The 14,369-nt window shown below is 50.9% G+C and carries 14 protein-coding genes; 4 read left to right on the forward strand and 10 right to left on the reverse strand.

Annotation, left to right across the window (positions count from 1 at the left end):
* The first annotated feature begins 397 nt into the window (after positions 1-397).
* From ribB to PsWM33_RS02675, 3 genes are all read left to right on the forward strand, one after another.
* Positions 398-1,717 carry a 3,4-dihydroxy-2-butanone-4-phosphate synthase gene (gene ribB / locus PsWM33_RS02665; protein WP_063299126.1) on the forward strand — a complete coding sequence of 440 codons (1,320 nt, stop codon included), beginning with the start codon at positions 398-400 and terminating at the stop codon, positions 1,715-1,717.
* 39 nt (positions 1,718-1,756) lie between these two features.
* Positions 1,757-2,305, forward strand: a complete 549-nt coding sequence (locus PsWM33_RS02670) for a hypothetical protein (protein WP_208986500.1) — start codon at positions 1,757-1,759, stop codon at positions 2,303-2,305.
* 155 nt (positions 2,306-2,460) lie between these two features.
* On the forward strand, positions 2,461-3,198 hold the full coding sequence (locus PsWM33_RS02675) for a class I SAM-dependent methyltransferase (protein WP_057464889.1): 738 nt from the start codon (positions 2,461-2,463) through the stop codon (positions 3,196-3,198).
* A 21-nt stretch (positions 3,199-3,219) separates the two neighbouring features.
* Here the strand turns inward: PsWM33_RS02675 and PsWM33_RS02680 are convergent, their stop codons facing one another.
* The 3 genes from PsWM33_RS02680 to PsWM33_RS02690 all read right to left on the reverse strand — a co-directional run bounded on the left by PsWM33_RS02680 (position 3,220) and on the right by PsWM33_RS02690 (position 5,305).
* Entirely contained in the window at positions 3,220-3,510 is a 291-nt protein-coding gene (locus PsWM33_RS02680) for a DUF1330 domain-containing protein (RefSeq protein WP_063299128.1), read from the reverse strand.
* 53 nt (positions 3,511-3,563) lie between these two features.
* Positions 3,564-3,899, reverse strand: a complete 336-nt coding sequence (locus PsWM33_RS02685; RefSeq protein WP_208860097.1) for a hypothetical protein — start codon at positions 3,897-3,899, stop codon at positions 3,564-3,566.
* Positions 3,900-4,039: 140 nt separating this feature from the next.
* Positions 4,040-5,305 carry a class I SAM-dependent RNA methyltransferase gene (locus PsWM33_RS02690; protein ID WP_063299154.1) on the reverse strand — a complete coding sequence of 422 codons (1,266 nt, stop codon included), beginning with the start codon at positions 5,303-5,305 and terminating at the stop codon, positions 4,040-4,042.
* A 357-nt stretch (positions 5,306-5,662) separates the two neighbouring features.
* On the opposite strand from PsWM33_RS02690, the gene PsWM33_RS02695 reads away from it, so the two are divergent.
* Entirely contained in the window at positions 5,663-7,729 is a 2,067-nt protein-coding gene (locus PsWM33_RS02695; protein WP_063299129.1) for a methyl-accepting chemotaxis protein, read from the forward strand.
* A 76-nt stretch (positions 7,730-7,805) separates the two neighbouring features.
* Here the strand turns inward: PsWM33_RS02695 and PsWM33_RS02700 are convergent, their stop codons facing one another.
* From PsWM33_RS02700 to dxs, 7 genes are all read right to left on the reverse strand, one after another.
* A complete protein-coding gene (locus PsWM33_RS02700) occupies positions 7,806-8,540 on the reverse strand; it encodes a TlyA family RNA methyltransferase (protein WP_063299130.1) in 735 nt (244 codons plus the stop codon).
* A 33-nt stretch (positions 8,541-8,573) separates the two neighbouring features.
* Complete coding sequence (locus tag PsWM33_RS27270; protein ID WP_167550264.1) at positions 8,574-8,720, reverse strand: hypothetical protein; 147 nt, start codon at positions 8,718-8,720, stop codon at positions 8,574-8,576.
* Between the two features lie 47 nt (positions 8,721-8,767).
* Positions 8,768-9,373 carry an SCO family protein gene (locus PsWM33_RS02705; RefSeq protein WP_063299131.1) on the reverse strand — a complete coding sequence of 202 codons (606 nt, stop codon included), beginning with the start codon at positions 9,371-9,373 and terminating at the stop codon, positions 8,768-8,770.
* 29 nt (positions 9,374-9,402) lie between these two features.
* A complete protein-coding gene (locus PsWM33_RS02710; RefSeq protein ID WP_244276645.1) occupies positions 9,403-9,876 on the reverse strand; it encodes a copper chaperone PCu(A)C in 474 nt (157 codons plus the stop codon).
* Between the two features lie 85 nt (positions 9,877-9,961).
* Complete coding sequence (locus tag PsWM33_RS27060; protein ID WP_153039888.1) at positions 9,962-10,375, reverse strand: hypothetical protein; 414 nt, start codon at positions 10,373-10,375, stop codon at positions 9,962-9,964.
* Between the two features lie 38 nt (positions 10,376-10,413).
* Positions 10,414-11,799 carry an MFS transporter gene (locus PsWM33_RS02720; RefSeq protein ID WP_057465021.1) on the reverse strand — a complete coding sequence of 462 codons (1,386 nt, stop codon included), beginning with the start codon at positions 11,797-11,799 and terminating at the stop codon, positions 10,414-10,416.
* Between the two features lie 128 nt (positions 11,800-11,927).
* Positions 11,928-13,829 (reverse strand): 1-deoxy-D-xylulose-5-phosphate synthase, encoded by a 1,902-nt coding sequence (gene dxs / locus PsWM33_RS02725; RefSeq protein WP_063299134.1) that lies wholly within the window; start codon positions 13,827-13,829, stop codon positions 11,928-11,930.
* Between the last annotated feature and the right edge of the window lie 540 nt (positions 13,830-14,369).

Consider the following 14,369-nt stretch of genomic DNA (forward strand, 5'->3'; position numbering starts at 1 on the left):
TATCGTGCCTTATAGGCAAAAGAGGCGACGCTGTTCATTATAAAAAGCCCGGGCAAGGCGTGTAGCCAATGCCGAAGACTCATTACTAATTAAAAAGCGCAGGTATTGCCTGCCGCCTTGCTCATCCCGATTATCGGGAACTCTGGTTCAACACTGCATGGAAGGCCATGTGGTGCTTTAAGTGCTTCTTTGATCAGTTTGCGAACTCGGGGCAGGCCCAATGCATGCAATCGAGCGTGTTCGCACAAAGCCGCAAACCGTTTATTCACCTCAAGATCACCCACAGATACGACCTAGGTAGAAAGCGATAAGCTTTTTTCGATTTGCCCCTTGATTTCCGAGTTCAAAAGCGCGATTTCAGTATCACTGAAAATTGCAAGGCCAAGGGGCTAGGATTATGCGCTTGACTGAATGGTTAGAAGACGCTGGTGAAAGCAGGAGTGCCTTTGCACGCCGCGCTGGTTTGTCTCCTGCATCTGTAACGGCTCTGTGCAACGACCCAAGCGCATGGATTTCTCGGGATATGGCCCAAAAAATCGCTGAAGCGACGGGCCATCAGGTGACCCCCAACGATTTTCTCGGACTAAAAGAAAACAAGGAGTACGTCGTGTCTCAAACAAGAGTAGCCGAAGCCCTGCGCGCTTTCGAAAACGGCGAGATGGTTGTTGTAACCGACGATGATGATCGCGAAAACGAAGGTGATCTCATTGTAGCAGCCAACATGATCACCCCTGAGCAGATGGCATTCATCATCCGTCACACCTCCGGGATCGTGTGTGCTCCAATGACGCTGAAAGAAGCAAAGCGCCTGCACCTTGAGCCGATGGTCGCCAACAATGACGCTCCACTGGCAACTGCGTTCACCGTCTCCGTTGACTATGCGCCAGGCCTGACAACAGGCATTTCAGCTGAGCAGCGCTGTGCAACAGTTCGTGGCCTTGCCAATCCAAATGCTGGTGCAGCTGATTTCGTCCGTCCGGGCCATATCTTCCCGCTGGTCGCAAAAGAGGGCGGCGTCCTCATGCGCTCTGGCCACACAGAAGCAGCAGTTGATCTGTGTAAGCTGACTGGCCTGCCGGAAGTCGGCGTCATCAGTGAGTTGGTCAACGATGATGGCACTGTAAAGCGCGGTGAGCAGGTTGAAGACTTCGCCCGTGAGCATAACCTGAAAATGGTTTCTGTCGCGGATCTCATCGCATGGCGTCAGCGCCATGAAAACCTTGTGAGCCGTATCGACGAGTTCGATGTAGAGACCACTGCAGGCAAAGCACGTGCCATCGTGTATTCTACTCCGTTCGACAATGTTGGCCACTTGGCGCTGGTTTACGGCGATGTGCGTGATGGTCAGGATATTCCGGTCAGACTCCATCTGGAAAACGTTCTGGATGATGTGTTTGGGCAAACCAAACCTCTGGAAGCAATCATGGAAGACTTTGCGGAACGAGGCCGAGGCATTATTGTTTACCTGCGTGAAGGTGCGGTAGGCGTCGCAAGTAAGTCCAACCGTCATCGTGATAATCTGGAAGCTGCTGAGCATGAGCAGCACGATTCCGCTCAAGGCCGGTCTGAGGACTGGCGCGAAGTTGGTCTCGGTGCGCAGATCCTGAAAGATCTGGGAGCCAATTCCATCCGGGTTATTGCATCGCGTGAGCGCCACTATGTTGGCCTTGAAGGCTTCGGCTTGAAAGTTGAAGCAACAGAAACTCCGGCGGACTAATAAACAGGCCCCCGGCGCAATATGGAAAGTGGCGGGGGCATGTCTCAGTTTGATCTTGATCCATGGCAGGAAGAGCAAAGCTCGGCTGAACCATTCACACTGGGCTATCGAAAAGGGACGGGCGAGCCCGTTGTCTACGGCAGCCTGCTGCTCGGGGCAGCTCTTCTTGGTACGGGCATTGTAAGCGGTTCACTGATCCCTGCATTGGCATCACTACCCGTTTTTCTCAGCGTTCACTGGCACTACCCTTTCGTCGATAAACGCCCTCAAATCGCAGCCAATGAGACCGGGCTCTATCTGGAAAGGCTTGGCGTTCTGCGCTGGTCAGCAATTGCTGAGCTTTCCCTTTACAAAACAGCTGTCCGCACCATGGAATTCAACCAGCTGCACATCAAACTCAAAGGCCCGATTGATGACTGCCTCGCAAAGCGAGAGCCCCAGTCTATGCCGCGACGGGCTATGAGAAAGAACTGGCGCTTGAAGCAAGCCAAGTCGAACGCACCAGTACTTGAAGTGGATTTACATCTCCTTGCGTGTGACCCTGAGATCCTGTTGCAAAGAACTAGACAGTTCTGGCGGGGGCAATGATGTTTCTCTGCAACACTGATCTATAAACAATCATTGGGCAGATTAAATACCTCAGAATTCTTTGTTTGGCCGCAAATCCGCTTATCCTGTTACAAGACGTTAACACTCTTAACCTAACTTTTATTAGGAAGGACAGCACCCGGAAGGCAATTATCATGCAGCTGAACCGCACGGAGACAAAGGGAAACACATGCAGCTTTACCAGTCTGGATAAGGATTGGGGGGCAGATGATGACTATCTTTTCAACTTCGCTTGCACACCGGGTGGAAGCGTTTTGCAAATTGCATGCGGCACAGGTGCGCTGTCCAACGCACTTTCCAGACAAGGTATAAACACTGTTGGTGTTGACCGAAATCCGAAGAAAATTGCACAAGCTGTTAAACGATCAGAGACGGTAACGTGGTTGGAGGCAGATGCCCGTACGGTGCATCTCAATCAGAAGTTCGACCGCATCATTATAACCGGCAATGCTTTCCAGGCCTTCGCAACCAACACGGACCAGATCCTCGTCCTGCAAACCATCGCTGCTCACCTCAAACCAAATGGCAAATTCGCATTCGGCATGGAAAATCCGAAGGCACGGCCATGGGAGAAGTGGGGCCAGAAAGGCAAACCGCTTTTGGTACGCTCAGTTGAAGGGCAAAGAGTGTCGCTGTGGCAGGATACAGCAGGGCCAGACAAAAACGGTCTCGTGTCCATGCAAACCCACTACGACAGCGACGGTCAGCACTACTCCAGAAACAATATGCGCCGCTTCGTACATCGCGATCATATCCGCGACCTGTTGGAAGCCGTTGGCCTGCGCGCAACAGCTTCCTATGGAGACTGGTCAGCACTCAACCTGAATGATGCTGCACCTTTTATTATCGTCAGCGGTGGCCTGAGCACTTAACGCTCCTCAGGCTCCCAGAACTTACACCCCATCAATAATCGTCAGGCTACACTTAGCAGCACCATGACGGATTTTGGCAACAGGGGCATACTCCGGACAGTTCAAAAACGCCTGCGCCTTTTCCATGCTTGGAAACTCCACGATGACGAGACGGTGTGGTGTCCATAAATCACTCTCAACCACATCCATATCACCGCCACGTGCCCTGTAGATGCCGCCGAAGCTCTCAGCAATCGGGCGAGCCTGGGCCTTGTAATCCTCATAGGCGATGGGATCTTCAATTTTTGTATCAACAATGACGTAAGCTGGCATATACTTCTCCTGTAATTGGAAAAGAGCCTACCTGATTTGGTTGTCTTGGGAAATTACGCGGCAGACTTAGTGCCGTTATCTTTAGGGGAAGGCTGCCCTTTGCCTCTTTGCCGCTTGAAATAACGTGGGCGGGTCCGGCGGATGATCTTCTTGAAACGACCACTGGATCGTACTTCAATCCAATGCAGAGCCTGATTGAGCCAGGTGAAGTTTTTCCTGTGCCGCCGTACGAATTTTGCAAACCTGCGGCTTGTGGCAATCAGCAGCACTGTCCCCAGCGCCAACAGCGGAACGCCCGTTGGAATAGGGGTCCAGACCGTGAGCAGGCCCAGCACGATGCAAATGATAGCGGCAAAAACTGAAAGGCCCTTGATCAATGGCTCGACCACCTGTGCGCGTCACAAACTTGGTTAAGTATACACAAGGGGCGTGAAGCTTCCGTAACACGGGCTTTCAAACTTAGGGCAAATATCGAAAGTTCAGGGAAGGCGGCAAATTACTCGCAACTTGCCGCCTGCATAATCACCGCTTATGCACCGCGTTCCAGCAGAGCAACCACTTCAACATGAGGGGAATAGAGAAACTGGTCAATCGGCACAACGCGTTTGATCTGATAGCCACCGTCCAGCAACTCTCGAATGTCACGAGCAAAACTAGCTGGGCTACAGGAAACCGCAACGATCTTCTTGACTGGAGATTTTGCAAGCTCCTGCGCTTGGGCAAGAGCACCAGCACGCGGCGGATCAAACACCACACCATCAAAACCCTTGCCAAAGTTATCAAGCTCTTTAGCAACAATTGGTCGGCGGAACAGATCCCGGCGTTCAGTAGTGACTTTCTTAAGGCCCTTGGCACGGCGCAATCCAAGATCAAGCGCTTTCAGTGACGTTGCTTCGCCTTCCACCGCATGCACATTGGCAAACTGTCCGATATTGAAGGTCAGCGTGCCCGCACCGCAGAACAGATCAGCTACACGCTTGCAGCTGCTCAAACCCTCTGAAAGAAGATCGCCCATGTTTTTTTCGGCGCTCAAGGCTGCCTGAATAAAGCCACCGGACGGGATTGGAACAGCGACGCCGCTCATGTCCAGTAAAGGAGGACGGATCTCAATAATTGTCTCACCATCAACAGTCAGGCGTGCAAAGTCATTCTCAACAGCACCCTGTGACAGTTCAAGGTAATGTTTGTCTTTGTTTTTACCCAACCCACCAATAGCAACATCAAGGCCGCTCTGTGTTGTCGTCACGGTGAACTTCAATTCGCCCTTACGCGGCAGAATTTCGCCAGCAAGCTTGCGTAGTCCCGGTACAGCTTTCATGAGCTCAGGCGCAATCACAGGGCATTCTTCAATGTCGACAAGGCGGTTGGATTTAGCTGTGTGATAGCCAAACAACACTTTATGGCCTGCTTTTACAGCTGCAAACACGGCACGACGACGACTGCCCTTGCCACAAACCACAACATCTTCCACTGGCGTTTCAATGCCACGGGAGGCCAGCGCGTCAATCACTTGTTGCCGCTTGAAGTCCTTGTAGGAAGCCTCATCCATATGCTGCAAAGAGCAGCCGCCACATGTGCTGAAATGCTTGCACACGGACGCGATGCGATGCGGGCTCGGCTCAATGATCTCGTTAAGTTCCGCACGTGGTCCTTGCACCTGGGCGCTGACAAGCTCGCCCTCAAGTGTATAGGGAACAAAGATCTGTCCGGCATCGGTCTCAGCAACACCGTCACCCTTATGGGCAAGGCGTGCAATACGGAGGGTTTCTACAGTGGCTTCAGGCTTCTTAGACATGGCACAGCGTTTACAGCGCTGCACTGAGACATGCAATGCTTGATCTCGCGAAGTCCGGCATTCTGTTTGAGGGAGAATGGGCGGCGATGTTTAGTCTTCGATCTGATCTAGAGGAAGTAATCCTCTATGACGCAAAGGTAATGTGGAAAAATGCTGTATAGGCGTACTCAGAGCCACTTTATACTGAGTTTCAGATGAGATTTTGTCGATCTATTTAAAATGTTCTCTGAAATAAACTTTTTGTTTGTCTATTTGATCGATTTCCCAACGTAATGTGCTGGTTGCATGCGTTTGGGTATACATTCTATGGCTGCAAATTTCCCAAAAATAATCGGTGATGTTCTGTAGGGGTTTTCAATGCCGTCTTTGAAATTAAAAGGGAAATTGACATTTTGGGTCGTCGTGATTGCGCTGGTGTCGATGGTTGCCTCATCGGGATCTGTCTTGTTCATTGGGGCAGGAGTTATTGAAGAACAAGCAATCGGACTTTCTAATGAAATCGCCAAGGAAAGTGCAGCCGTCGTCAAAGCTGAACTGGATCAATCTTTTGCCGTCGCGCGAAACACAGCCAATGCATTAGATGCACTCAGGAAAAGTGGGGATGCTAATCGTGACGCTTCTGCTGAGATCCTCAAAAGCGTCCTCAAGAGCAATGAACAACTGATTGGCAGTTGGGCGGCTTGGGAACCTGATGCATTTGATGGCAAGGATCAGGACTGGGCCAATAAACCGTATCATGACCAAACCGGAAGATTTATCCCGTACTGGTTCCGCTCGGGTGGACAAATTGGCCGGGAAGCACTTGTCGATTATGAAAAGGATGGGGCTGGCGACTACTACTTGCTTGCACAAAGAAGTGGTGAAGAGATCATTCTGGAGCCCTACACCTACTCTGTTGGTGGCGTGGATACCCTAATCACATCTCTTGTTGTACCGGTGGATGGCTTTGGAGCCAGAGACGGTGTTGCCGGTGTGGACATTGCGCTCTCTGACATACAGGAGCGATTGAATGCCATGCATCCCTATGAGGAAGGCTATCTCACGCTGATCAGCTCTTCCGGAACAATTGTTTCCAATCCAGATAGCCAGCTTGTGTCCAAAGCTGCTGGTTCAGCTGGTTTTTCAAAAGCAATTCTTGAGCCGTTAAACTCCAGAAAAACCAACGTTCTGCCCAACACGCAGGTCGGTAATGTTGAGATGCTGCAAGTCGGTGTTCCAATCAGCATCGCAAAAACCGAGGAGCCATGGCTGCTGGTCATCACCATCCCACGCAGTAAGATCCTTGAGGCATCCAATCAGGTGTTCTCGCTTGTCTCTGTCTTGGGTGTCGTTCTCGCACTCTTTGCAGCTTTGGGCGCATGGATATTTGCCAGTTCTTTGAGCAAGCCAATTTCTTCTCTGACCAGGGTTATGGGTGAGTTGGCATCAGGAAATCTGAATGTCGATATCTCAGAGCGCCGCCAGCAAGATGAGATCTCGGATATGATCACTGCTGTACGGGTGTTCAAAGACAATGCCATCAAAGTAAAGGAGATGGAGGCAGACAAGAAAGAGCAGGAAAGTAAGCGCAGAGCAGAAGAGAAGGCAACGCGGACGAAGATTGTTTCTGACTTTGAAAAGAGCGTGGGCACCGTCGTACAGACTGTTTCATCCGCAGCCACAGGCATGAAGTCATATGCCGAGGTGCTTGAGCCTGCTGCAACAAGAGCACAGTCTCGTGCACAAGCTGGGGCAAGTGCTGCAGAGGCGACCTCTGTTAACGTACAAACCGTTAGTTCTGCAGCGGAGGAGCTGACAGCATCCATTCGCGAAATTGGGATGCAAGTTGATCTGGCCTCAAGAACGGTTGCTGTGGCAGTCTCTAAGTCCGAGCAAACCAACATCACCGTACGTGGTCTTTCCGAAGCCGTGCTGAAAATTGGCGAAGTGATTGATATCATCAATGCCATTGCCGATCAGACCAACCTTCTTGCCTTGAATGCCACCATTGAAGCGGCCCGAGCTGGGGAATCTGGCAAAGGGTTTGCCGTAGTTGCTAATGAAGTTAAAGATCTGGCCAATCAAACAGGGCGGGCAACCCAAAGCATTGCTGAACAGATCAGCGGCGTTCAGGAAGCAACGCAAGGAGCTGTTGATGAGATCGCGGGCATTTCCAAAACCATCAGCGAACTTGATGAAGTAGCCTCCAATATTGCTGCTGCAGTTGAAGAGCAGGGCGTGGCAACCAGTGAGATTGCCAGAAGTGCCGAGCTTGCATCCAACGGAACCAAGGAAGTCTTCGCCAGCGTAAATGACATAGGCAAAGCGGCAGAGGATACCAGCGACTCCGCGTTGAGCGTAAAAAAGGCCTCAGTGGATCTGACTGATCTTGCTGAAGAGCTCAAAGAACGCGTGGAAGGCTTCGTGTCTCAGCTACGCGCATAATTGCGAGCACTTTAAAGAAGCACTGGAATACCCTCTCCTGAGTACTTCTATGCCTCGGGAGAGGGCTTCACGATAACTATGATGGTGTCTTTTGGCAGGCCATCAGATACTCAGCATTTCCGTCACCGCCTTTGATTGGGGAGGAGGTGATGCCAAGGACGGACCAACCCGGTTGGGCATTCATCCACTCTTGCAGCTCAACAGAGATCTCCTCTGCAATCTCAAGAGTAACAAGACCACCTTTCCCAATCCGCTCACGTCCAGCTTCAAATTGTGGCTTGACGAGGAAGACGCCTACAGCACCATCAGCAGCCAGCTCAAGAGCTGGTGGTAAGGCAAGCTTCAGAGAGATAAAGCTCACATCGGAAACCAGAAACTCCGGATGCTGGCCTTCTAGATGTTCAAGCGTCAGCTCACGGGCATTCAGTCCGTCTTTACGGACAACGCGTGGGTTGTTGGAAATCTTATCCGCCAGTTGATCATGTCCAACATCAATGGCATGGACAATCTGAGCATCATGTTCCAGCAGAACTTGCGTGAAGCCTCCAGTCGAGGCGCCAATATCGAGGCAGATCTTCCCAGCAGGGGCGAGGTCAAAATGCTCCAGGCCTTTGATGAGCTTCAATGCAGCGCGGGAGACATAGTCAGAAGCCGGATCATCTATAGTGATGTCAGGTTTGCCTGCTATCTTCTGCGAAGGCTTTTTTGCAGGCGTACCGTCTATCATGACCGTGTTGCGCAAAATTGCATCACGAGCACGGGCCCGTGTTTCAAAATAGTCATGTTCGACGAGGAATTGATCAAGCCGCATATGTCACCTGACTGGGATGATTAAAAGCTTAGCCTAAAGGCCGAAGCAACCAGCCAGTGCATTTAACAGTTTGTCTGAGAAAAGCAAATTGCCATAGCGCATCCAAAGGAAAGCGGTGGCTGAGATCAGCAGAAGTCCAACGACGGCTGTGCCAGCATAAAGAGCTGCATGATCTTTCATGTCTTCATCCAAAAAAGGGTGCCTGAATTCTCAGACACCCTAAACTTTTATGAGCTACCAAGCAACTTTCTGATTTTTGGAAGCGCTGTTTCTTCAGGTTCCTGATAGCTGATGGTTCCCACGAAATCCAAATCACCATTCAGCATGTAAACAGCTGCGGTGTGGTCCATGGTGTAATCACCGTCTTCCAATGGCACTTTTCTCGCATAAACGCGGTAGTCTTTGACGACTTTTTTAACCTGGTCGACGGAGCCTGTCAGTGGAACGACGTGAGAGCCAAACGCAGCAACATAATCTGCAATAACGTCTGGTGTATCGCGTTCAGGATCAACGCTGACGAAAACGAAGTTCAGATCATCTGCCTTCGGGCCCAGATTATCAATCCATCCCTGCATATCAGAGAGGGTTGTTGGGCACACATCAGGACAGTATGTGAAGCCGAAGAACATCAGAGTTGGTTTGCCATTGAGGTTCTTGTCAGTAAAGACTTGTCCCTTGCCATCAACCAGCTCAAACGGGCCACCGATCTGCACTGTGGCAGCCTGCGGGACATCCTCTTTCACAAATTTCATCACTGTTACAGCAGAAACTGCGGCAACGAGCAATGCGACTGCAGCCCACGCTCCATATCGAATTGTTTTCGCAACGTTCATCTTAATCCACCCGTGCACAGTTCAATTGGTTAGTGGTGCATTTTACCGGATTTTGCACCCATTTTCATAACTGGGAATGTCACTTCTACTGGACCGGCTTTTTCGAATTCCAGAGTAACTTTGAGCTCTTCACCCATTTTGAATGCTTGGTTCAGGCCCATAAACATGACGTGGTAGCTGCCAGGCTTCAACTCAAGTGTCTCACCAGCAGGAATAACAATTCCATCATCCAGCTTACGCATTTTCATTACGCCATCATTCACAGCCATTTCGTGAATTTCTGTACGCTTAGCATAGCCGGAAACTGCACCAGTCAGGTGTGCATCTTCACTGCCATTGTTAGTGATAGAGACAAAAGCGCCTGCGCCTTTTGCTTTTGGTGGTGTCGCGCGGGACCATGCGTCTTTAATGGTCAGGTCGCCATGCTGAATGCTGTCCGCGAGAGCAGCCGAACCAGTAAACGCAACAAGAGCTGCTGCAACAAGAAGAGCACGTGTTTTCATAATATCCATCCAAGGAATAGCTCCCTACCTGTAAACTCAGGCAGAAGAGATCAGTCAAATCAGGTTTTGTTGATCAAGGGAAAACCTAGGCGACTGGAGGAGCTCGGATGAGGAAATTATGACCACGGAGGCTTCTGTCATTTACGAGAGCACTATCAAGGGAGAGAGAACCAGCAACCACGAGGGTAGGACTCTGCCAGCTCTCAGGCTCTATCGAAAAATAAGTCGCCTGTTTGGACGTATGCGGGCACATGAACGTGCAATCGCAGCCTATTCCCAGCGGATTTTCGGTGTGAGTGGAGCCTTCGACCTTTGCAATCTGCGAGCCGCCTGAGGGGGCACACAATTGCATGAGCGCAGCAACTGAAGGATCAGCAGTCGCGCCGGAAAAACTCAAGACAAGCAACAGCACTCGGGCCAGCATCGCAACGCTGGCAAGTAAGACGAGCGGATGCCGCTCGCTTCTGAGTACATGTAATGTATTACTCGGCTTGACCATGGGTCTTTCTTAGTTGCTTCCGCTGAGTGTGTCTACACTCAGCCAGAAGGGAATCTGGAATTATCCTGAGTCTCATCAGTTGTAGGCGGATTCTCATCCTCATCATTGCGATTTGGCAAATCACCAACTTCTTCTGATGCCATGCCCTCATCCTGTTCATAGGCAGGGAACTCTTCAGGCGGAATAACGTAAGGATCTTCGATATCTAGCGGATCGGGCGTAAGCACGGCACCCATGTTGGATGTTGCACCGTATTCGAAGTCTGTCTTCTCCAGGTCTTCGTCTGCAGGGCGAATAACCAGGCGGCTGACAACGAAGAGCGCAAGAGCTACTTCAACAAGTGCCACCCATATGAATAGCCCTTCAGGACCGATACTGAACATCAGGCCTGCTGCAACGGTTGGTCCAATCATCGACCCGATTCCGTTCGACATCAGAACGCCGGAAGATGTTTCGACGTAGTCTTCTGCTTCCACATAGTCGAATGCGTGGGCAGCAACAATCGCGTATGTTGGCTGACTAGCCATGCCAAGGATCAGGAATACGGTGAATGTGGTCCAGAAGTTTCCGCTCTCAAGCGTAAAGAGGACCAGTGCTGCCGCTGCCGCGGCGAAGCCCAAGAGCAAAATAATGATACGACGGTCTACACGGTCAGACAGACGACCAATCGGCCACTGTGTAATCGCACCACCCAAAACGATGGCCGCTGCAAAATACGCCGCCTCGTTGGTGCTGTAGCCGATCTGCTTGGCGTAAAGCGGCGCCAGCGCCCACATGGAACTGTTGGCAAGGCCAATCAGCAAACAACCAATCAGGGCCACAGCTGAGGTCTGATAGAGGTTGATCGGGCGGAAACGCACCAACGTAATAGGAGCTGGCTGAACAGCTTTGGTGAGCACAACGGGAACCACCGCAACGCTGACAAAAATTGACGCAATTGCAAATGGCACAAAGGTACTAACGTCAAAGCCCACAATCATCAGCTGGCCACCCATGGTGGCACCCAGATAGCAGATGATGTAAAGCGACATGACTGTGCCACGGTTCTCATTAGTTGCCCGGTCATTCAACCAGCTTTCAACAACTAAAACGATGCCAGCAAAACACACACCAGTGATGATGCGGAAAAGCGCCCACGCCAAAGGATCCACCAGAATAGGGTGGAGCAGTGCGGCGCCAGACATCAAAGAAACAAGTGCAGCAAATGCACGGATATGACCGGCCCGCAGAATGAGAAACGGACCAAACAGGCACCCAATCACAAAGCCAATGTAAAAACTGGACGAGATCAGACCAATCTGGAGGTCTCCAAATCCGGCCAAATCAGCTTTGAGGGGGATAAGCGTCGAAGAAAGTCCATGCCCTGCAAGAATCAGGGCGGTGGACAGCATCAAGGACGCAAAGGTTGCAAGCAGCAGTATCATGCGCGCACCAGCCAACGATGTAAAACTGGATTCACACTACATATCATATGCAAAAAGAAAATAAGGAGAGCAGCGAAAGCTGCCCCTCATTTAATTTTTTGATGAGTTATGAACACAAATACAATGTTCTACACCAGCCTTAACGGCAAATCCTCTGCTTTACCAAGGGTTTCAAAGACACGGTGTACAATCCCTGATGCATCTAATCCGGCATCTTTGTACATGGTCTCTGGCTTCGCATGGTCCTGGAAAACGTCCGGCAGGATCATGCTGCGAACTTTAAGAGAGCCATCAAGTAAACCGTTGTCAGAGAGGAACTGAAGCACCTGGCTTCCGAAGCCGCCGATAGAACCTTCTTCGATGGTGATCAACACATCGTGCTCTTTAGCAAGGCGCCCGATCATTTCTGTATCAAGCGGTTTGGCAAAGCGTGCATCAGCAACCGTTGTTGAAAGACCCGCTGCATCAAGCGTATCGGCAGCCCTCAGGGCTTCCTGCAAACGACCACCCAATGAAACCAAAGCAACGCTGGAACCTTCTTTTACGATACGGCCTTTGCCGATCTCCAGAGGCATGCCGATTTCCGGCAGATCAATGCCAATGCCTTCACCGCGTGGATAACGGAAGGCAATCGGGCCTTCATCATAAGCCGCAGCAGTGGAAACCATATGAACCAGCTCTGCTTCATCACCAGGTGACATGATTACCATGCCCGGCAGGCAGGAGAGGAATGCAGTGTCAAATGAACCAGCATGCGTTGCGCCATCCGCACCAACCAGACCAGCGCGGTCAATCGGGAAGCGCACAGGCAGCTTCTGGATTGCAACATCATGAACGAGCTGATCGTAGCCACGCTGGAGGAAAGTTGAGTAAATCGCACAGAACGGCTTGAAACCCTCAGAGGCAAGGCCGGCGGCAAATGTCACAGCATGCTGCTCAGCAATGCCCACATCGAACATGCGGGTTGGATGAGCTTTCTCAAACACATCCAGGCCAGTTCCGTCCGGCATCGCAGCTGTGATGCCAACGATTTTCTCGTCTTTGTTCGCTTCTTCAATTAGTGCATTGGCAAAAACGCGAGTATAGGCGGGTGCATTCGGTTTCGGCTTAGACTGCTCACCCGTCACAACATCAAACTTGGCAACGGCGTGATATTTGTTGCTTGCATTCTCGGCAGGCAGGTAGCCTTTACCCTTCTGGGTCACCACATGAACGAGGATCGGGCCTTCTTTGGCATCCCGAACGTTCTTTAGGACCGGCAGAAGGTGATCCAGATTATGCCCATCAACGGGGCCGACATAATAGAAACCAAGCTCTTCAAACAGTGTGCCGCCGGTAAAGAAGCTGCGGGCAAACTCTTCTGCCTGCGCTGCTTTCTCCTGCAGTGGTTTTGGTAGTGCGCTCGCGACCTGTTTGGCTGCCTCACGGAAGCCCTTATAAGTCTTGCCGGAGACAAGACGTGCAAGGCTCGCGGAAAGGGCGCCAACGGGTGGAGCGATCGACATGTCATTGTCGTTCAAAATAACGATCAGGCGGGAGTTCAGTGCACCCGCATTGTTCATGGCTTCATAAGCCATGCCAGCAGACATCGCGCCATCACCAATTACAGCGATCACATTGTTATCGCCGCCGGCAAGGTCGCGGGCCACAGCCATGCCAAGGCCAGCTGAAATAGAAGTGGAAGAGTGCCCGGCGCCAAATGGGTCGTAATCACTCTCGGAGCGCTTGGTGAAGCCACTCAGGCCGCCATCCTGACGCAGTGTGCGAATACGCTCTTTGCGGTCAGTCAGAATTTTGTGCGGGTAACACTGGTGTCCTACATCCCAGATCAACCGATCTTTGGGCGTATCGAAGACATGGTGGAGCGCAACGGTGAGTTCAACAACACCTAATCCAGCTCCTAAATGCCCTCCTGTAACAGAAACAGCATCAACCATCTCCTCTCGAAGCTCTTCAGCAACTTGTTGAAGGCGGTCCTCGGGGACCTTTTTGAGATCAGATGGGTTTTGAATTTGATCTAGCAGGGACATCTGGGTCTTCTTAAGTCTTTTGACTATTTCGCAGCTTAACACAGAACGACCCGACCATGGCATATGTTCTAAATTATGGCCGAAACGACTGTCTTCCGTAATTGACCACGATTATAGCAAGCCTGCCCTCTGTGCAATTGCCTGTCATGAATAATTGATCGTTTATGCTAGGTCCTTTTGTAGGGATGCCTCTTCAAAACCTGTGTCAATAGGGGATGAGAACGTATTTTTTTTCATTTGCTAGTATTAATTGCGCTTTTGTCACCCCATGGGGTGATGCAATCTGCGACGAAACGTCCTATGTCGAATGTGTGGTCGATGGGGCCACGTGCACAGTGATCGACTTGGGGCTACGGTTTTCGTAGCCCCCTTTTTTTTGCCTATACCAATATCCGGCGATAAATGAAGAATACTTGTCGATTTAAACTAGACCGTCCGGTCGGTTATACGATCTATCCAGTGCTTTGTATTCTCTGTCTTGAAATAATATTCTGTGAAATATCTCCGGTTAAGTATTGTTCCAATTAAAACTTATCGGCT

The organism is Pseudovibrio sp. WM33 (genome assembly GCF_001623165.1).
Lineage (GTDB): Bacteria > Pseudomonadota > Alphaproteobacteria > Rhizobiales > Stappiaceae > Pseudovibrio.

Coding starts and splice junctions, on each gene's coding strand:
- ribB (WP_063299126.1), top strand. CDS start 398: ATGCGCTTGACTGAATGGTTAGAAGACGCTGGTGAAAGCAGGAGTGCC.
- PsWM33_RS02670 (WP_208986500.1), top strand. CDS start 1,757: ATGTCTCAGTTTGATCTTGATCCATGGCAGGAAGAGCAAAGCTCGGCT.
- PsWM33_RS02675 (WP_057464889.1), top strand. CDS start 2,461: ATGCAGCTGAACCGCACGGAGACAAAGGGAAACACATGCAGCTTTACC.
- PsWM33_RS02680 (WP_063299128.1), bottom strand. CDS start 3,510: ATGCCAGCTTACGTCATTGTTGATACAAAAATTGAAGATCCCATCGCC.
- PsWM33_RS02690 (WP_063299154.1), bottom strand. CDS start 5,305: ATGTCTAAGAAGCCTGAAGCCACTGTAGAAACCCTCCGTATTGCACGC.
- PsWM33_RS02695 (WP_063299129.1), top strand. CDS start 5,663: ATGCCGTCTTTGAAATTAAAAGGGAAATTGACATTTTGGGTCGTCGTG.
- PsWM33_RS02700 (WP_063299130.1), bottom strand. CDS start 8,540: ATGCGGCTTGATCAATTCCTCGTCGAACATGACTATTTTGAAACACGG.
- PsWM33_RS27270 (WP_167550264.1), bottom strand. CDS start 8,720: ATGAAAGATCATGCAGCTCTTTATGCTGGCACAGCCGTCGTTGGACTT.
- PsWM33_RS02705 (WP_063299131.1), bottom strand. CDS start 9,373: ATGAACGTTGCGAAAACAATTCGATATGGAGCGTGGGCTGCAGTCGCA.
- PsWM33_RS02710 (WP_244276645.1), bottom strand. CDS start 9,876: ATGAAAACACGTGCTCTTCTTGTTGCAGCAGCTCTTGTTGCGTTTACT.
- PsWM33_RS27060 (WP_153039888.1), bottom strand. CDS start 10,375: ATGGTCAAGCCGAGTAATACATTACATGTACTCAGAAGCGAGCGGCAT.
- PsWM33_RS02720 (WP_057465021.1), bottom strand. CDS start 11,799: ATGATACTGCTGCTTGCAACCTTTGCGTCCTTGATGCTGTCCACCGCC.
- dxs (WP_063299134.1), bottom strand. CDS start 13,829: ATGTCCCTGCTAGATCAAATTCAAAACCCATCTGATCTCAAAAAGGTC.